This is a genomic window from Mycoplasma feriruminatoris, from assembly GCF_000327395.2.
In the GTDB taxonomy this organism is placed as follows: Bacteria; Bacillota_I; Bacilli_A; order Mycoplasmatales; family Mycoplasmataceae; genus Mycoplasma; species Mycoplasma feriruminatoris.
Genome location: NZ_CP091032.1, coordinates 486,512 through 506,653, shown reverse-complemented (window position 1 = coordinate 506,653; position 20,142 = coordinate 486,512). Strand labels below are relative to the sequence as shown.

Here is a 20,142-nt window from a genome sequence, read left to right as displayed (position 1 = left end):
AAGCTATGAAAAAAGCAAATAATAGTATAAATGATCCTTTAATTCAAATTAGTGATCTAAAATTTAAACATCATAAAAAACAACAAAACTATGATTTAGAAATTAATAATTTAACTTTAGAAAAAAACCAAATAATTTCTTTACTAGGACCAAGTGGATCTGGAAAAACTACTTTATTAAACCTTTTATTAGGTTATATTAAACCTGATATGGGAAGTATTAAAATTTTAAATAATCCTAAAATTCATGAAATTGCTTATATTATGCAAGAAAATTCTACTTATGAAAACACAACAGTATTTAATAACGTTTTTTTAAGTGCTAAAAATTATTCTAAATGAGTTGATTCAACTTATTTAAAGTTTTTTAATGAGTTTTTAAAAAATAATAATTATTCAGAAAAAATCAATAACAAATTTGAAGTTTATAAAAACTTAATAAATAGTAATTCTAATAATAAATTTAAAAAACAAGCTTTTTTAAGTTTAGTTTTTATGATTTTATTTGATAAACAAACTAAACATAAATTTAAGTTTTTAAAACAACTTAGATTAAAAAATCTTTTTAAAAACGAAATAGAATTAATTTCTAAAAAACTAGAAATTGATCAATTATTATATAAAAATGTTAGTCAATTATCTGGAGGACAAAAACAAAGAGTAGCTTTTGCAAAAGGAATTATTAAAAAAACTAATTTGGTATTATTAGATGAACCTTTTTCAGCTCTTGATGCAAAAATTAAAGAATCAACTATTGATTGATTAATTAAAATTAAAAAAGAATTTAATTTAAGTATGATTATTGTAACTCATGATCAACAAGATGCCTTAAAAATAAGTGATCAAATTATTTTACTTGACAAAGGTAAAATTCAACAATTTAGTTCTGGAGATCAAATGTATGATAATCCAAATAACTTATTTGTTGCTAAATTTATTGGAAGTCCCGAAATTAATTTTATTAAACAAACAAAAGATAAAAGTTATTATATAAGACATAATAAAATCAAAGTTAAAGTCAATAAAAATGGTAAATATCAAATTATTGAAAAGAAAAACTTTGGAGATAAAGTACACTATTTAATTAACTTTACAAAAGATATTAAATGAACTTTAGTTTTAAATGATAATAGTTTAGAAGTTAATGACAAAATTGATCTTGAATATAATGATACTGATGTATTAGTATTTAATAGTTCTGGAGATAGAATTTATGAATAAACTAAGTATTTTTAAATCAAAAGATCAATTTAAATTAAAATTAAAAAACTCAGTTCCAGTATTAAAAATAGTTTTATTAATGTTACCTTTATTAGTACTAATTTTATTATTTACAATTATTCCTATTTTTCATACTTTTATAAAATCTTTAAGATATTCTCCAAATGAAGCTAATAGAACTATTTATGAATATAATTTTAAAAATTATAACAACATACTATCTGATCCTAACTTTAAACATGCGATATTAAACTCAACGTTTGTTTTATTATTTGGAACTGGAATTTCTATAATACTAGCGTTAATATTTAGTTTTATTATTAATTCTTTAATTAGTAGAACTACAAAAAGTATTTTACTTTCAGTAATTTATTCTCAGTTTTTTATATCAGGGTTTGCAATAGGGATTGCTTTTACTAATTTTTTTGGATCTAAAAACTTGTTTTTTTACATTTTAGGGTTAAATCAATATAGTTTTACTAGTGGTAATCAACGTTTACCGATTTGAATTTATTATTCTATATATCAAATATGAAGATCATTACCATTTAATTTAATTTTATTTGCAGCAGCTTTATCTAGAAGTGATCTTAAATATAAAAAGCTAATGTTAAATGATAATTTAACATTATTTCAATCTTTTAAATATGTTTATTTAAATGAGTTATCTAAAGTATTATTTTCAATTTTATTTACTAATTTTATTTTTGCTTGTTTATTATTACCATCAGCTTTATTAGAAGATAATTTTAATGTTGATTTAAATTATGCTCATACTTTAACAAGTTATACAATTAAATATCTTGGTTGAGGTTCAAATGGAGTGTTAAGGTTTGAAAAAGGTTATTCAGCAGCATTTTTTAGTTTTTCTTATTTAGTTTTATTATTATGTGTAATTTTATTATTAAGACCAAAAACAATTAAAAGTATTTACAAATTAATTAAAAAATTAATTAATAAAATTATTTTAAAATTTAGAGGTAAATATGATAAAAATAATAATTAAAGAAATAATTAAATACTTATTAATTGGGTTATTGATCTTGTTGTTATTATTTCCTTTGTACTATTTATTATTACAAGCCTTACTTTATAATAGTTCAATTGTAGAAAATAAAACTTATTTAGTAATTAAAGAGTGAAATTGGTCTAACTTTTTAAAAGCTTTTCAAAGTAACTTTTTAAAAGCCTTTGGTTGAACAATATTATTTGCAACAATTCTAATTACTATAAGAATAATTGTTTATTCACTAGCAATTATTGGGTTATTAAAAATGAAACCAGTTTATCAAAAAGTGTTTTCATACTTTTTTATAATAATTAGTTTAATTCCTGAATTTTCTATATTTTTAAGTTTAAAAACTGTTTTATTACAAATTAATTTAGAATCAACTCCTATAGCTTATATTACAAATGCTATTTTTTCATTTTTTAACTTTACTTATATTTTTAATTTAGCTAAAAGTATTGAAAGTGAAAAATCAAAAGTAATGATAAATGATAATTTAAAATGATATGACAAATTATTTTATGTTTATTTACCTAAAATGAGACTAGGATATTTCTTATTAATTATCTTTTCATTTATTTCAGTTTGAAATGATTATTTATGACCACAATTCATTTTATCTGAAGGATTTACAAATATAACTATTTGATATCAAACACTAGGAAGAGAACAAGAAGCTAGTTTAATAAACGTTCAAGCTGCTGGAGCTATGATTTCAGTTTTAATTCCATTAATTATTTATATGAGCTTTTCTAAAAAGATTGGTAGATTTAATTAGTATTTACTAATTAAAATACCTTTCTTTTTTTTGTTCATCTTTCATTTTTAAAAGTTTTAAATTTTCATAGTATAAAATATTATTTAGAAAGTAAAAAACAAAAAAATATAGACAATATAAGGAAAAAAAAGATATGAGAAGAAAATTACTTGGATTATCAGCTATGACTTTTACTGTAGCTGCACCGTTTGTTGCTATTGCATGTTCTACTACTTCATCATCAAATAGAGTTCTATTTTCATTAGCTCAAGGTTCGGGGTGACCTTTAGCTTTATCTTTAAAACCATTAGTTAAATATTATAATGAAACATTTAAAAACGATAAAGACTTTGTTCCAGTTAAATTCCAATTTGCAGATAATAAAAATAATGATCCAGATGTTGAAGTACACAATATCTATGGTGAATTTGGCTTAATCAAAAAAGTTAAAGAAAATATGGAAACTGGTAATACTAAAGCTTTACCAAATATTATTTTAGGAGCTCAATCAGGAGCTTATGTTATTAATCAAGATCAAAGATTATTAGACGTTTCAGATCAAGGTATTGATAAGAATTTGTTTAGTTCTAAAATTGCTGATTTGCACTCAGTATTAGCAGGACAAAGTGATACAAATAAACTATATAATATTCCATTTGATAATGCTGATACTGATTCAGTTCACTTTAATCTAAAATTAATGAAAAAAATGTTTGATTTAATTGAAAAAGGTGGAGGTACTGTTGAAAAAAGCCTAGAGATCTATAAAAAGGCTGAAGCTTCTGAAAAAGATACTAAAGGAAATAAAATTCCAGAAAAAAGTATTTGAAATGCACTAAAAGTAAAAACAGAAAAAAATGGTTCTAATGATAGTGGTTCATTAAAAGATATAAAAATTACTAAAGAAACTTTTGAATCAATTCAATCTCTAAGAGATCTTGCTTCTAAATTTGTAGGGGGTGTAGAAATTGATCCAGAAAAAATTAGTAATGACACAATTTCGGGAGAAGTTTTTTCAATAGACTATCAGGAAGATGAATTCTACAAAGAATTACATTCTAGAATCGATCAAAGTAAATCTATTTTCGAATTAGAAAAAGAAAAAGCTAACAAAATACCTAAAGTTAAATATAATTTAGTAAATGACAGTACTATTAAAGAAGAATTCCAAAAATTATGAGGTGAATGATCATCATCTATAAAAAGAATAGAAAATAATAAAAGCAATTCATTAGATAAAAAAGTATTTCAATCTATGAAATTTATGGCAAATGCCGATAAGGAATGAGGATCATGAAATATTTTTAGATTTCAAAGTGCATTCAGCTTAGCTGCTTCTGTTGGAGCTCACCAAAATAAAATTAGTCAATTAACAAGAAACCACCCATACTTTGGAGATGATATTAAAAAAGATAAAGATTTTGAAACTGTTAATGCAAAAGAAGCTGATGTATTTATGGATTCACAAATCACTCCTTTAATAAAAAAAGGAAGTAATGGTGGAAAAAACGTAGGTATTTTCCATGAAGGTGGCTCAAGTATTATTCCAATTAATGTAAGTAATGAAAAATTAAATAAAGGAACTAAAAAATTCCTAAAATGAATTTATACTGGAAAAAATAAAAACAATGAGGATAATTGATTAACTCTAGCAAAAACTTCTGGTTATATAATGCCTTTAAAAACAGTTGTTACTGATGAAACAGTTAAGAAAATGGAAGACACTGTTAAAAAGTTGGAAGAAAAATTAAAAGCGACTCCTGATATTTCAAAAGAACCTGAATACTTTACACTTAATATGCTAAGATCTTCACTACTTTCTTTAAAATCACTTGTTAAATTAGAAAAAGGTGAAGTTATAGCTAAAGCAGTTGCTACTGATGATAAAACTGCACAAATCACAGGACACATTTCTAAATCTTTAATAAACCAAACAGAAATTAAAAATCCATCTACAACACAAGTTGACGCTTTGATTAAGCAATTCGAACAAATAGTTAAATAATAATTCAAGTAATAATATTTAAAAAGTTAGTTTTATAAACTAACTTTTTTTATAATTTTTTATAAATAAAACTTGCTCATTAATTTAAATTTTCTTAGTATATACAACATTTTTTTCAAATTACATATTGACATTTTCTTAGTATTGTGCATATTTCATAAAGTTATAATATATACACTAAAATGAACTAAGGAAAAATATCAAAAAGTTATTAGCTTTACTAACTATATCAACTTTACTAGTTATTCCAACTAGTACTAGTTTTTTAATAAACAAAGATTCAAATAATGTTCATACTATTTCATATAGTAGTATAGAAGAAGAAAATAAAGTAGAAAATAAAATAAAAGAAATCTGAGATAAAGATTATAAAAATAAATTAGATAGTGCTAAATTATTTTCATCTATTTTAGATGAAATTAAAGAAAAACTTAAACAAAATGGTCTAGATCCCACTTTTATTAAATTAACTAATAGTTCAGAAGCAAAAAGTAGATTCAGATTCAACAAAAAAGACCAAGTATTTTGAATTAAGTTAAATAATCGTTTAATTTCATTAGAAACTGGAAGTGTTCAAAAAGCTTGAAAACCTATGAGATATAGAGGTAAAACTTGAAGTGAAAGTAGACTTTCTCAACCATTAGAAATTGATGCCTCATTTTGAAATGATACAGATTTTGTTGTTTATGAAATAGGTTATTATGATGATGGTGAACAAATTCAAGCAATTAAACTACCAAAAGGAACAGTAAAAGTTCCTGATCAACTTCCAAAAGAAATCACTTCAACAAAAGAGTTATTTAAAAATACAACAAATTTTAATGATCCAAGTATTAAAAACTGAGATGTATCTAATGTAAGAGATATGAAAGGAATGTTTCAAGGATCTAAAATATTTAACCAAGATTTAAACACTTGAGATGTATCTAATGTAAGAACAACAGAAAATATGTTTTCAAATGCTTCTAAGTTTAATGGTGATATATCAAATTGAAGTACTTCAAATGTTAAAAACATGTCTGGTATGTTTTCATGAGCTAGTTCGTTTAATCGTGATTTAGATAAATGAAATACAGAAAATGTTCAAGATATGAGTGGAATGTTTGGATCAGTTACTGCTTTTACTGGAATATTTCTACTTGAGATACCTCTAGAGTAAAAAATATGAGTCAAATGTTTTGAAATGCTAAAAGTTTCAATCAAGATATAAATACTAAAACAATCGAAAAAAATGAAAAGAGATACTTATCTTGAAATGTTTCATACGTCTTAAATATGTCAAGCATGTTTGAAAATGCTGAAAAATTTAATTCTGATCTTTCTAAGTGAAGCACTATTAACGTAAATAATATGGTTAAAATGTTTAAAAATGCTAAAGCATTTAATAAAACCATAAGTAATTTTAATATTAATAATGTAACTGATTTTACTAATATGTTTGAAAATGCAACTAGTTTTAATCAAGATTTATCTAACTGAATATTTTATAAAAAAATGAAATTTGATTCTTATGATCTAGGTGCAAATTTATGAAAAGAAAGTTTTAAACCAAAAACCGAAGAAGAATTGAAATGAATTAAAGAGTTTAAAGAAGAATTTGATAGATTTGATAAAGCTTTAACTGATGAACTAAACGAATGAGCTCAACCTAGTGCTATTAAAGATCAAATCGATAAACAAGTTGAAAAAGATGAAATTGAAGACGACTTTATTGATGATATTAGAGTATTTTCACCAAACACTGATAAAGAAAATGCTGATTGAGCTAAACCAAGTGAAATTAAAAACAAAATTGAAGCTTTAATTGATAAAGAAGAAGAACAAGACTTTAGCACTGATTTTAATAAATTCAATGATGCTTTAACTGATGAGTTAAATAAATGAAAAGAAGAAGAATCTAAAGTTAAAACTGAAATAGATATTCTAGTTGATCAAGAAGAATTTATTGATGAGTTAAAAGACTTAACTCCAAACACTGATAAAGAAAAAAGACAATGGGTCGAAAGAAAAATATCTAAAAAACAATTAGAAAAATCTAGTGATTTAACTAAATTAATATTTGATGAAGAATTTTCAAATCTATCAAAACAAGCTTTAAATAGATATTATCATCATATTAATATGCATACTAAAGCAGCTTCTGATTTAACTGGAGAATTATTTAAAGATAGAATAATCAATACAAATAAAAAACCAACTGTAAATACAAATACTAATATAAATACTATAGATAAACAAATTGATAAAAAAGTAGATAAAGTTGCTATTGGATTGTATTCAATTATAACAATACTTGCAATTACTTCAGGAATATTATTGATATTAAAAAAACGTAATAATTAATAAAAATCAAAAAAAGTTAGTTTAAAAACTAACTTTTTTTATAGTTAAATTTATCTCTTCATTTTTATTTTTTTAGTATATACAACATTTTATTAAATTACATATTGACATTATTTTAACAATATGCATATTTCATAAAATTATTTTGGGTATATATTAAATTTATACTAAGGATTTATATGAAGAAGTTATTAACTTTGCTAACTATATCAACTTTACTAGTAATTCCAACTAGTTCTAGTTTTTTAATAAATAAAAATTCTAACGTTACTAAAGTTACTTACTATAGTGATAATAGTAATAAAGTAGAATCTAAAATTAATGATATTTGAAATAAGAATTTTAAAGATAAATTAAATAGTGCTAAGAAATTTAAATGAATTTTAGAAGAACTTAAGGAAAAATTAAAAACAAGCAATTTAAACTCTGTTGATATTAAACTAGGAAAAGAAACTGAACAAAATAATAGATTTAAATTTGATACAAATGATCAAAAATTTGTAATTAAAGTAAATGGTAAAACAATTTCTTTAGAAACTGGAGCTGTTAAAAAAGCTTGAAAACCAATGAAGTTTAAAGGAAAACATAACAATAATGAAACCACAGATTCAAAAGATGGTGAATTTGATGCTTCAACTTGAGATGACACTAATTTTGTAGTTTATGAATTAGGTTATTATGATGATGGTGAACAAATTCAGGCTATTAAACTACCACATGGTGTAGTTTCAGTTCCTAAAGAACTTCCAAAAGAAATCACTTCATTAAAAGAATTATTTCAAGATGCGACTGATTTTAATGATCCAAATATTAAAAATTGAGATACATCAAATGTAGAAGTTATGGAATCTATGTTTGAAGGTGCAAGTAAATTTAATCAAGACTTAGATCAATGAAATACTAAAAATGTTTCTAATATGTCATTTATGTTCAGTGAAGCAACCGAATTTAATGGAAAAATTTCAAACTGAAACACTTCTAAAGTAACATTAATGTCTGGAATGTTTAAAAAAGCTAAAAGTTTTAATCAAGACATCAATACAAAGTATTGAAAAAACAAAAATAAATATAGTATGTCTTGAGATGTTTCAAATGTAAGAAATATGCTAAGTATGTTTGAAGGAGCTACAAATTTTAACAGTGATCTTTATAATTGAGACACAAAAAATGTTTCAGCTATGAGAGATATGTTTAATGGAGCTACTAGTTTTAACAAAGATATTAGTAATTTTAACATTACAAGAGTAGTTGATTTTACCAATATGTTTAAAGACACTACTTCATTTAATAAAAACTTATCTAATTGAATAATTAGTAATGATAAAATTAAACAATTTGAAAATACAAATACCTCTTGAATTAGCTATTATAAACCACGTAGTAAAAGACAGGCTTTGGACATTGTTGAAAAAGAAAATAAGAGTTATTTAAAAACTACTAATTCTTTATACGATGAAGAAATTACTAAGTTAATTGAAAAACATAAAATAGAAGTCGAAAAACAAAAAGCAGAAGTAGAACCTAGAAAGCAAAAAGAAATTGCAAATAAAATTAAAGAAATTTGAAATAAAGATTTTAAAAATAAATTAAATAGTGCTCAAAAATACAAAGATATTTTTAAAGAACTTCAAGAAAAGATAAATAAAGAAAATAACTTAAAATCTGTATCTATTAAATTAGCTAATCAATCTTTAAAAAACAATAGATTTAAGTTTGATTCAACAGACACAACATTTGATCCATCAATTAAAATAGAACCCCAATCATTAGATATTTTATTAGATAATCAAACAATTAAATTAGATCCAGGTTCAGTTAAAAGAGCATGAAAAGCAGTTGAATTTAAAGGAAAAACTAATGGTGAACATGCTTCATCTAAAGAAAATGAATGAGATATTTCATACTGAGATGATAAAGATTTTGAAGTTTATGAACTAGGTTATTATGATGATGGTGAACAAATTAGAGCTATTAAACTACCAAAAGATGTAAAAATAGTTCCAGATCATTTACCAAAAGAAATTACTTCAACAAAGGAACTATTTGCATTTTCAAATCAATTTAATAATGAAGTTATTAAAAAATGAGATATGTCAAATATTGAAGATATGTCTGGTATGTTTTTAGGTGCAGCTAAATTTAATCAAGATCTTTCAAGTTGAGACACATCAAATGTAACAAATATGAGTAAAATGTTCTTAAATGCTAAAGAATTTAACTCTAAAATTTTTAATAAAGTTGACAATGTAACTGATATGAGTTCTATGTTTTTAAATGCTATAGCATTTAATCAAGATTTAAGTAATTGAAAAGTTGACAATGTTAAAAATATGAACTCAATGTTTTTAGGCGCAACTAATTTTAATCAAAACTTGAATCAATGAAATGTTGAAAATATTACTGATATGAGTTATATGTTTAAAAATGCAACTTTATTTAACAATCAACTTTCAAGCTGAAAACCTAAAAACGTAATAAACATGTCTAATATGTTTGAAGGTGCTACAAAATTTGATCAAGACATATCAAGATGAGAAGTATCTAATGTTAAAAACATGCAAGATATGTTTAAAAACGCTAAAACATTTAATAAAAATTTAGCAGATTGAGATGTAAGTAAAGTTTCAAATATGCATGGTATGTTTGAACTAGCAGATAAGTTTAATGGTGATATTTCAAAATGAGATACTAAAAATGTTAAAGATATGAGTTCAATGTTTAAAGGAGCTACTGAGTTTAATAAAGATATTTCTAATTGAAACACTTCAAATGTAACTAACATGTCATATATGTTTAGTGAAGCTGTCAACTTTAATCAAAATATCAATACTAAAGAAGTTAATAAACAAAAAACATGAGATGTTTCAAATGTAAAAGATATGGAATCTATGTTTGATGGTGCTACAAAATTTAATAGTATCCTATCTAAATGAAATACTACTAATGTAACTAATATGAGTAAAATGTTTAAGGATGCAAAACACTTTAATAGTGATATTAGTAACTTTGATATTAAAAACGTTAAAGATTTTAATAGTATGTTTAAAAACGCTATTGAGTTTAACCAGGATTTATCAAAATGAAGTTTTAAACATTTAAATATAAAAGATATAATAACTGCTATTGAAAATTATGATTTAAATGCTAAAGCTTGAAAAGAAGAATGAAAACCAGATAATCAAATCAAAGATAAAATTGCTCTACCAGTATTTATTAAAAACACTCAATTAGGTGAAATTAGTGAAAAAAACGATAAAGAAATTCTTAAAAAACTAGGTATTTTGAATCCAAACTTAGAAATTAATGAACTATTTGTAACAAGCATTTCAAACAATTCAGCAATCATTAATGCCGGTTCTAATCCAAAACAACATCATGGTGTATATGAAGGCCAAATATTAGTTTGATTTACAGTTAAAAAGTCAGAACCCGTTCAACCACAACCACCTACAGATAAACCATTTATACGCCCACTTATTCCAATTCGCCCTATAAATCCTAATGATAATAAAATCACTTTATCTGAAATAATTAAAAAAGATCAATTAGGAGAAATTAACTTTAGATCTGCTAATGAAATTTTAAAAAAATTAGCTAGCTTAAATAAAGATATTAATATTTATGAATTAGTTGTAACAAATATTACAAAAAATTCAGCTATAGTTAGTGCTCGTTTAGATAGTGATTATATAGGTAGTGTTTTAGTTTCATTTAATATTAAAAAACCGCAAGCTATAAAATGAGAAAAACCTATATTTAACACAACAGATGATTGATTCTTATACCCAGTAATTTCAAATAATAAAAATATAATTGATCCTGTTAAACCTGATAAACCAGTTGAACCAAAACCAGATAAACCTAATAAGCCAACTAATCCAAGTAATCCAATAACACCAAATAAACCAGATAAACCAGCTGATAATAAACCAACAACTCCTACCACACCTACAAATAATAAAAAACCTGAAGTTAAAAAAGTAAATAATAACAAAGCTGCATTTATAGGAATTGGTGTTACATTACTAGCAATTATTCTTATTAGTTCAGTTGCCTTAATATTAAAAAGAAAGAAAAAATAACACAAAATAAAAACCTCTAACCTACTATAAGTACTAACTTATAGATGTAGAGGTTTTTTATTATCTAATCTTTTTTAACGTTCTTTTCAAATGTTTTAATAGTTTCACTTGGTATTGTTTCACAAAAACTAAACATATTAACTACATCTTGAAATGATGATTGTGGAATTTTTAAATCTTCTAATTGTTCTTGTTTTACATATAAATTAATTCGATCTAATTGGTTATTTTTAATTTTAGATACAAATTCAGGATCAGCTACAAATACTGAACTTAATCCAATTAAATCTGAATATTGTAAAGCTTCTAAACACTTATCTGGTGTATTAATTCCTCCAGATGAAATAATTGGTAATTTATTTTTATAAACATCATAAATTACTTTATTAACTAATTGATTTTTATATTTAGTATTTGATCTAACTTTATTTAAATAAATATCATGACCTCAACTAGCAATCGCTAAATAAGAGATTTTTCCAACTTCTATAATTTTATCAACAAGTTTAATAAAATCTTCAATTGTATATCCTAATATATCTCCATAAGTTTCTTCAGGAGTTGCTCTAAATCCAAAAATAAAATCTTTTGGAGCATATTTATCAATAACTTCTCTAATACCTTTAACAACTTCTAAACAAAATCTAGATCTATTTTCAAAAGTTGATGTTGAATATTCATCAGCTCTTTTATTTATAATTTGACTAAAAAAAGTTTGCATTAATAAACGTTGAGCCATTGAAATTTCAACACCATTAAAACCAGCTTTAATTACTCTTAAAGTAGCATCTTTATAATCTTGAATAATTTGTTTAATTTTTTTTATTGGTAGTTCTAAAACTTCATGTTCAATTGGAGTATGATTTTTTTCATATGAAGGTCCGTACAAATAACCATATTTTTTTAATGAGGTTTTAGAAAACTTACCAGCATGAGCTAGTTGTAAAATTACACAATTATTATCAGTTTTCATTGCTTGATATAAACTAGTTAAACTAGGTATATCATCATCACTTTTTGCACTAATTCCATACTCAAACAATTGTCCAAATTCATCAAAATAAACTCCACCAGTAATTTGTAAAGGAGCTGAATGAGCTCTTCTTTTAACATAATCAACTTCTTTATCTGTAATTTTTCCATCTAAAGTAGCTAAACTTAAAGTCATTGGTGAAAGTACAAAACGGTTTTCTAATTTAAACCCATTTAAATAAAATGGTTCAAATAATTTATCATATTTATTCATTATTCTTCATCTAAAATGATTTTTACAACTTCTTCAGGTTTGATTTCATTAAAGAAATAACTTTGAATATCAGCATCAATAAATGCTTTTAATAAGTCATCGTGAGTCATTTTAGTTCCTATTAAAGCTTTTTCTAATTCTTGTAAATCTTTTTTAGCAAAAAAATCACCACTAATTTTAATTTTACTAATTCTTTGATTTTCAATAGCTAGTGAAAAGTTAATAGTACCAATTGCTAATCTAGCATCACGATTATATTCATATCTAGGACTTAAACCATAAGTTCATTCTCAGTTTTTATATCTAGTTTTAATTAATTCATCAACTTGTTCTCAGTCTTTATCAGTCATTTCATAACGTTTAACATCTTTTAAATCATCAACATTAAAGATTTTTTTAATCATTAAATCTTTAAATTCAAAAATATCTAAATTTCTATAAGGTTCATCTAAATATTGACTTAAAGCTGCAACTCTTTGAGAAACTGATTTAACTCCTTTAGCTTCAATTTTTTTACGGTTAGGATTTAATACTTGACTCATTGCATCATAATCAACATTATAAAGTAATGAATTACCACCATAAATCACATCATCTAATAGCATCATAGCAGCACCAGAAACTTTTTTACCATCAATAGTTAAATCATTTTTACCAGATTGAGTAATATTTTTAGCTCCTAGTTCTTTTAAAATCTTAATAGTTGGTTCATAAAACTTAGCATAGTTTCCTAAAATTTCACTACCTTGTTTATAAGGAATTAAATAACAAATATTAACTGAATTTGAATCAATATAAATTGTTCCTCCTCCAGTTGCTCTTCTAACTATTTCTAAGTTTTTTTCTTTTAAATATTTAAAGTTAACTTCAACTTCTGGATTTTGGAAATATCCCATTTGAATATGAGGATCTGCAATACTTGGAAAAACAATAGTATCATCTATTTTTAAATTACTTGCTGCTCAAATTTGAATAGCTAATCAATAAGCACCATCTTTTATATATTTACCATTTCTAATTGGTTCTATAAGTACCATTTTTTTACCTCCAATAAGTTTTTTATTGCTAAATGTAAATCATTTGTATATGTAATTGATTTTGATCTAATTTCTAAAGGAATACGATAAACTTTTTGATTCATAGCTAAATAAGTTGCATTACTAAACTGACTAACCATTTTTCAAAAAGGTTGTTTAACAGTTAATTGATTATTAAAATTAACTCCAATTTCTCAAAATAACATCTTTTTATCTTTATTTTGATTAATAAAGTTTTGATATTTATTTTCTGAACTAATAAAATGATCATCTTGTATAAAAGTTCTACATCAATAACGTTGATGAACTTTTAAAAAACTATTACATTTACTACAACGTGGAATTAAATCTAAACTAACTTTTAAATTGTTTTGATTATTTGCCATATTTAAAATAGCTAGATCATTTGTATAAAGTTGATCAGTACACTTATTAGAACATTCTAATAAATTGTATTTAGCATCTAAATAAAAGATTTTATCTAAATCAAAACCTGCTTGTTCTAAACTATTATCACTATTAGTTGTAATAATAAAATAGTTTTTATTTTCTAAGTAATTTTTTAAATCAATAAAAGTTTTATCTAGTTTTTTATCAAAATAATTTAACTTAATATATCTTGAAAAAAAGGCTCAGTAATTTGATATATCTAAAAAAGGATAAACACTAGCTTGTTTAAAATCAATAAAATTAAATTCTTTAATAAAATCACTAAAATTATTTTCAAAATCAACTTGTTTATTTGTTTGATAAATTTCAGATCCAATAGCAATTAATAAACTATCATTTTGATTAATTAAATCATCAAGTTGTTTAATACTAAGATTTGTATTCATTTTAAAAGTCTTCTAAACTCATAAATTTTTGTTCATCAATATCACTTAAAACCATAATTCAGTTTTCTGAATCATCATGTGAACTGATTAGTTTTGGATTGTCTAAAGCTTTTTGATTTCACTTAACAACAGTTGCATCAAGTGGCATTTTTAAATTCAAAATGGCTTTTGAAGCTTCTAAAGCTAAAAACACATCATCTTCTTTTAACATTTTTTTATCTGTGTTTTTAAATTGTAAATAAGAAACTGTACCAATATCATCTTGCATTTCTGAAGTCATTCTTAAATAATATTCATTTTTATTATCTATTTTTTCAATAATAAGATATTTAATAACTTTTTTCATATTAACCTTCCTACAAGTCTAATTTATATTTTATATAAATCTTCATTTTAATTTTAAACTTATTTTTATATCCAAATAACAAACTATTTTTAAATTATTTTTAAAATATGAAATTAGAATTGATATTTTTATTATTAACAAAAAACATAAACAATGTATTAAAATTTTTTTAGAACTATATAGGAGAAAAATATGAATCTAATTTACGATTATAATTATGTTTTTAAAAACAATAATAATGATAAAGAAAACATTATTTTTGTTCACGGTTATAACTCATCACCAAGAACTTTTGAAATCTTTGAAAAATATTGAACTAGATCAAATTATTATGCACTACAATTTCCTGGATCAAATTTAGTTAAAGCTGTTAAAGATCACAAAGTTAGTGTAGTTGGATTTTCAAAATTATTAATTGAATTTATAGAAAAAAATAATATTAAAAATGTTGTTGCTATTGGACATTCTATGGGTGGTGGTGTTATTAGTATTGCTTATAAAATGCGCCCTGATTTATTTAAAAAACTAATATTTATAACTCCAATGAATAAACCACAACGTGCATTATATGAACAATATAAAATAGATTACTTTCCAAAAACATTTGAAGAATATATAACAAATACTTTAGGTTCATTATATTATGATCCATCAATTTTAACTTCAAATCCAGAATGAATGAAAAAAGCAAAAGCTGAATTTGATCCTTATGTTTATAATAATGATGTTATTGTTGAACTTGGAGAACCAAAAACAGAAACCTTTGAATTAATTGAACAAGGATTAGATGCAATTAATATTCCAAGTTTATTAATACTTGGTGAAAAAGATGGTGTGATCTTAAGAGATGAGTGTTTAGAGTATTTTAAAGAACATGTAAAAAATGTTGAAATGCACTGAATGAAAAAAACAGGTCATATGGTATTTCAAGAAAACTTTGATGAATTTATTAAAATTGTTACAAACTTTTTAGATAAAACTAATTAATATGAAAAAACTAATTTATGATTATGACTATGTTTTTAAAGATAATAATAATCCTGATTTAAACATTATTTATGTTCACGGATTTAATTCATCATATAAAGCATTTGAAATATTTGAAAAATATTGAACTAAATCAAATTATTATTCTATTCAATTTCCAGGATCTCAATTAGTAAAACCAGTAAAAGATCATAAAGTAACAGTTGAACAATTTGCTAAATTATTAATTGATTTTATTGAACAAAATAATATTAAAAATGTAGTTGCTATTGGAAAATCTATGGGTGGAGGAACTTTAGCTATTGCTTATAAAATGCGCCCTGATTTATTTAAAAAACTAATATTTATAACTCCAATGAATAAACCACAATTAGCATTATATGAAAGATATAAAATAGATTACTTTCCAAAAACATTTGAAGATTATATAAATAACACACTTTCATCTTTATATTATGATCCATCCATTTTAACTTCAAACCCAGAATGAATGAAAAAAGCAAAACAACAGTTTAACCCAAGAATGTATGATAATGATTTAATCGTTGAACTTGGTAGACCAAAACTAGAAACTTTTGAATTAATTGAACAAGGATTAGATGCAATTAACATACCAACTTTATTAATACTTGGTGAAAAAGATGGTGTTATTTTAAGAGATGAGTGTTTAGAGTATTTTAAAGAACATGTAAAAAATGTTGAAATGCACTGAATTAAAAAAACAGGTCATAGAGTTTTTGAAGAAAACTTCGATGAATTTATTAAAATAGTAGAAAATTTCTTAAATAAATAGGATTAATATGAAAGAAATAATTTATGATTATGATTATGTGTTTAAAGACAATAATAATGAAGAAGAAAACATAATTTTTTGCCATGGATTTAATGCTTCATTAAACGTTTTTAACATTTTTAAAAATTATTGAACTAAATCAAATTATTATGCACTACAATTTCCAGGAAATAATAAAGTTGAACCAGTAAAAGATCATGAAATTTCAGTATTACAATTTGCAAAACTAGTAGTTGAGTTTGTTAAAAATAATAATTTAAAAAATGTAACTTTAATAGGTCATTCTATGGGTGGAGGAACTATTTCATTAGCTTACAAATTAGCTCCAGAATTATTTAAAAAACTAGTTTATGTATGTCCTATGAATAAAGCTAGTGAAAAAGTTAATAATGATTTTTTACACGATTATTTTCCAAAAACATTTGAAGAATTTACAACTGATTTTTTAGGTTCTTTATATTATGATCCATCAAAATATACAAATGATCCTAAATGAATGAGATTAGCTAGATGGCATTTTTCAAGTAATGATTATAATACTGATGAACTAATTAAATTAGGAAAGACTTTAGTTTCAAAAGAACTACATGAAGAAATCTATCAAGCAATTAAAACTATAAAAATTCCAACTTTATTAATACTTGGAGAAAAAGATGGAGTAGTTGATAGAGAAGCTTGTTTAAAATATTATCAAAAAGAAGTTGAAGATGTAATTACTACTTATATACCTAAAACTGGACATATGGTATTTGAAGAAGATTGAGATTCATTTATTAAAATATTAGAACCATTTTTATTAAAATAATAAATAAAAAAGATGATTAGTCTAGTTTAGACTTAAATCATCTTTTTTTAAGTTTTAAAAATAAATCCTTTAAGTTTTTACGATAATAATAACCAAAACCAGCTCCTGTTCCAGCTCCTAATATTGTTGTAGTTCCTAAAACTGATCCAACAATAGCTTTTGTATTAGAATTAGATCTTCCTTTTAATCCTGATTTAGCTGATGGAATAGTTAGGATGTTTTCTTTAGGATAAGTTGGAGTAGGTGTTGTTATTGAATTGTTTTCCTTAGGTGATGACTCTGTTGATTTTTCAATAACTTCATTTTCTGAAGTTGAACTCGGTTTTATAATTGGTGTTGTTTCTTTTGGTTCATCAGATGGCATTAGATTAGAATCTTGTATTTTAGGTTCAATAGATGATCTTGATGACAGTTCTTTTATGCTTGGTTCAGTTGGTTTAATTTCATCATTCATTGGTTGAGTAGGTGCAGAATAACCAATAGAAGGATTGGTTGAAATGCTAGGAGATATAGGTTGTGTAACACTTGGTATAGCAGGTTTAGCAGGGATAGACTTAGGTTCTTTTTCTTTTATTTTTCATTTTGGTTGAACCTTCATGTCTAAACCAAAGTCTTTATTATCTATATTTTCACTTACTTCTCAACTTGCTAAATTATGTGTAAAACTTGAAGCTCCTTTAAACATTTCTTTCATTTTCTTTACTTTTGGTACTTTTCATTTTGAAATATCTTGATTAAAAGAGGAAGCATTAGCAAACATTTTTTCCATATCAACAACATTTGAAGTGTCTCATTCCAAAATATCAGGACTATTAAATTGATCTCTTCCATAAAATAAACTATTCATATCAGTAACATTTGAAGTGTCTCATTTTACTTCTCATTTTACGTTATGTTTTGCACCTGCAAAAGCATTTCTTAAACTTGTTATTTCTTTAGGAAGTTGAGCAGCAATTACTGTAACAGTTGGTGGAATTTGTTGTATTCTTTTATGTCCATTTCATTGATAATAACCAATTTCAAGTAATCTTGTTCTAGTTGAATCAAGTTTATTCGTTTTAATATATTTAAAATTATAATTTATCCTCAGGTTGTCATTATTTTGTTTGTTTACTAGAACTATTCCAGCTGTTATTAAAAACACAGCACTAGTACTAGTTAAAATTGTAAGTAATTTTTTCATTAAATCTTTTCCATTCTTGTTAAAAATAAACAAAACATTAAGAGTATATCATAACTTCATTTTTTGTTCAATACTAAAAAGTACGATGTGTACTAATTCATTTTAAAAAATGATGGTAATTATATAACAGTATGTAAAATAATGCAATACCTTTTTTTCAATTTTTTGTCAAAAAACCTAGAAAAAATCTATAAAATAGTAAAATTACTTAGGATATATGCAAGATATTATGACTATGCATATACAAATGAGATCAAAAATTGTAGGTGGGCAAAATGAAAAAATTATTAACAATATTAGGTTCTTTAACTCTTATTACAAGTGGTGGTGCTCTTGTTGTTGCATGTAATAATAAAAATACAAATACACAAGCTAATACAAAACCAGAAACTACTCCAGCTAATTCAGATAAAGATGGTAAACAACCAAGTGAAGGTGACAAAAAACCTAGTGAAGGTAAACAACCTGGTGACAAAAATGATAAAGAACCAGGAAAACCAGCACCAAAAACTCCTGAAAAAAAACCAGTAAAAAAACCTGTTAAAGATGCAAATTTAGCTTCAGCAAATGATACTAAACTATTATTTGATGACACTATGAAAGAAGCATCAGATGCTTGAACAAAATCATATAATACAAAACTTGAAAAAACTCTTGATTCTGCTTCAAATATTACTAGTGATTTATTAGATACTTGACACAGAATGACAGTTTATGAAAACGATCAAAAATGAATGAAAGCTGAAAAAGATCGTATTGACAAAGAAGTTTATGAAGAAATGTTACAAGATCTTGAAATGGATAAAATAGATAAATTAATCTATGAAGAAAACTATGTTCCAGATGCTATAAGACAAGCTTCTGATAGTACTGAAAAACTATTTGATGATACAATTGCTCTTCAATTATGAAAAAATAAACATAAATATGATCTAATTAGTGAGATGGCTAATGAAAACGAAGAAATATTAGATGCTGAAGATGATATGGAAGTAGCTGCTAATATTACTGGATTATTATTTGATGATACATATACAAAAATAAAAGAAGATGAAAATGATAGATGAACTAGAATGAGTGAAAATGCTGATTTTGAATATGTAGATATTGCAGAAGGCGCAGTAGAACATGTAAAACAAATGTTTGATTCTATGTTTGAACAAGACAGACTTAAAAAAGAACTTGCACCAAGACTAGAAGCTGAAAAACTAAGAAAAAGACAAAAAGAAGCAGCAGATGCTGCAGTTTCAAGACAACCTAGAAGAAAACCAACAGCCGAAGGTTCATCAACTACTAATGATTGATTAAACGGATTAAACGGTAATAGTAGAAACAGAAACAGATAAAAACCATAATAATAACTTGCACTTGTGCAAGTTTTTTTATTTAAATAAGCAAATTTAAAATCTCTAAAAATAGAAGTACTAGAATAAAATATTGGATTAATTAAAAATATTAATGATCTAAATTTATATTTTTACTTATGTTTAAAA

16 protein-coding genes are annotated in these 20,142 nt (G+C 24.0%); 11 read left to right on the top strand and 5 right to left on the bottom strand.

Annotation, left to right across the window (positions count from 1 at the left end; translation table 4 throughout):
- Window positions 1-5: 5 nt before the first annotated feature.
- The 7 genes from D500_RS02195 to D500_RS02165 all read left to right on the top strand — a co-directional run bounded on the left by D500_RS02195 (window position 6) and on the right by D500_RS02165 (window position 11,416).
- Window positions 6-1,220, top strand: coding sequence for an ATP-binding cassette domain-containing protein (locus D500_RS02195; protein ID WP_008364337.1), 1,215 nt, complete (start codon window positions 6-8; stop codon window positions 1,218-1,220).
- Entirely contained in the window at window positions 1,213-2,226 is a 1,014-nt protein-coding gene (locus D500_RS02190; protein ID WP_008364338.1) for a sugar ABC transporter permease, read from the top strand. The genes D500_RS02195 and D500_RS02190 overlap by 8 nt, the downstream gene beginning before the upstream one ends.
- Window positions 2,207-3,007 carry an ABC transporter permease subunit gene (locus tag D500_RS02185; protein WP_008364340.1) on the top strand — a complete coding sequence of 267 codons (801 nt, stop codon included), beginning with the start codon at window positions 2,207-2,209 and terminating at the stop codon, window positions 3,005-3,007. Before D500_RS02190 ends, D500_RS02185 begins: the two co-directional genes overlap by 20 nt.
- A 133-nt stretch (window positions 3,008-3,140) precedes the next feature.
- Window positions 3,141-4,991 (top strand): P68 family surface lipoprotein, encoded by a 1,851-nt coding sequence (locus tag D500_RS02180; protein WP_008364342.1) that lies wholly within the window; start codon window positions 3,141-3,143, stop codon window positions 4,989-4,991.
- A gap of 592 nt (window positions 4,992-5,583) precedes the next feature.
- Window positions 5,584-6,150: a BspA family leucine-rich repeat surface protein gene (locus D500_RS02175; protein ID WP_008364344.1), complete on the top strand. Its 567-nt coding sequence runs from the start codon at window positions 5,584-5,586 to the stop codon at window positions 6,148-6,150.
- A gap of 5 nt (window positions 6,151-6,155) precedes the next feature.
- Window positions 6,156-7,334, top strand: coding sequence for a BspA family leucine-rich repeat surface protein (locus D500_RS02170; protein WP_008364346.1), 1,179 nt, complete (start codon window positions 6,156-6,158; stop codon window positions 7,332-7,334).
- Window positions 7,335-7,900: 566 nt separating this feature from the next.
- Window positions 7,901-11,416, top strand: a complete 3,516-nt coding sequence (locus D500_RS02165) for a BspA family leucine-rich repeat surface protein (RefSeq protein ID WP_008364348.1) — start codon at window positions 7,901-7,903, stop codon at window positions 11,414-11,416.
- Window positions 11,417-11,480: 64 nt separating this feature from the next.
- Here the strand turns inward: D500_RS02165 and D500_RS02160 are convergent, their stop codons facing one another.
- From D500_RS02160 to D500_RS02145, 4 genes are read right to left on the bottom strand one after another with little or no spacing between them, the layout of a single operon-like run.
- Window positions 11,481-12,662, bottom strand: a complete 1,182-nt coding sequence (locus D500_RS02160) for an NADH-dependent flavin oxidoreductase (protein WP_008364350.1) — start codon at window positions 12,660-12,662, stop codon at window positions 11,481-11,483.
- Window positions 12,662-13,699 (bottom strand): lipoate--protein ligase, encoded by a 1,038-nt coding sequence (locus tag D500_RS02155; protein WP_008364351.1) that lies wholly within the window; start codon window positions 13,697-13,699, stop codon window positions 12,662-12,664. The genes D500_RS02160 and D500_RS02155 overlap by 1 nt, the downstream gene beginning before the upstream one ends.
- Window positions 13,687-14,535 carry an SIR2 family NAD-dependent protein deacylase gene (locus D500_RS02150; protein WP_008364354.1) on the bottom strand — a complete coding sequence of 283 codons (849 nt, stop codon included), beginning with the start codon at window positions 14,533-14,535 and terminating at the stop codon, window positions 13,687-13,689. Before D500_RS02150 ends, D500_RS02155 begins: the two co-directional genes overlap by 13 nt.
- Window position 14,536: 1 nt before the next feature.
- Entirely contained in the window at window positions 14,537-14,881 is a 345-nt protein-coding gene (locus D500_RS02145) for a glycine cleavage system protein H (RefSeq protein WP_008364355.1), read from the bottom strand.
- A 192-nt stretch (window positions 14,882-15,073) separates the two neighbouring features.
- Between D500_RS02145 and D500_RS02140 the strand changes: the two genes are divergently transcribed.
- The 3 genes from D500_RS02140 to D500_RS02130 are packed head-to-tail and all read left to right on the top strand — an operon-like array spanning window position 15,074 to window position 17,466.
- Entirely contained in the window at window positions 15,074-15,868 is a 795-nt protein-coding gene (locus tag D500_RS02140) for an alpha/beta fold hydrolase (RefSeq protein WP_239759490.1), read from the top strand.
- Window position 15,869: 1 nt separating this feature from the next.
- Window positions 15,870-16,661: an alpha/beta fold hydrolase gene (locus tag D500_RS02135; protein WP_008364361.1), complete on the top strand. Its 792-nt coding sequence runs from the start codon at window positions 15,870-15,872 to the stop codon at window positions 16,659-16,661.
- 7 nt (window positions 16,662-16,668) lie between these two features.
- Window positions 16,669-17,466, top strand: a complete 798-nt coding sequence (locus D500_RS02130; protein WP_008364363.1) for an alpha/beta fold hydrolase — start codon at window positions 16,669-16,671, stop codon at window positions 17,464-17,466.
- A gap of 16 nt (window positions 17,467-17,482) precedes the next feature.
- Here the strand turns inward: D500_RS02130 and D500_RS02125 are convergent, their stop codons facing one another.
- Window positions 17,483-18,649, bottom strand: coding sequence for a Myrrcad domain-containing protein (locus D500_RS02125; RefSeq protein ID WP_008364365.1), 1,167 nt, complete (start codon window positions 18,647-18,649; stop codon window positions 17,483-17,485).
- Window positions 18,650-18,924: 275 nt separating this feature from the next.
- Here D500_RS02125 and D500_RS02120 point away from each other — a divergent pair, with 275 nt between their 5' ends.
- Window positions 18,925-19,995 (top strand): lipoprotein, encoded by a 1,071-nt coding sequence (locus D500_RS02120; protein ID WP_008364366.1) that lies wholly within the window; start codon window positions 18,925-18,927, stop codon window positions 19,993-19,995.
- Window positions 19,996-20,142: the final 147 nt, after the last annotated feature.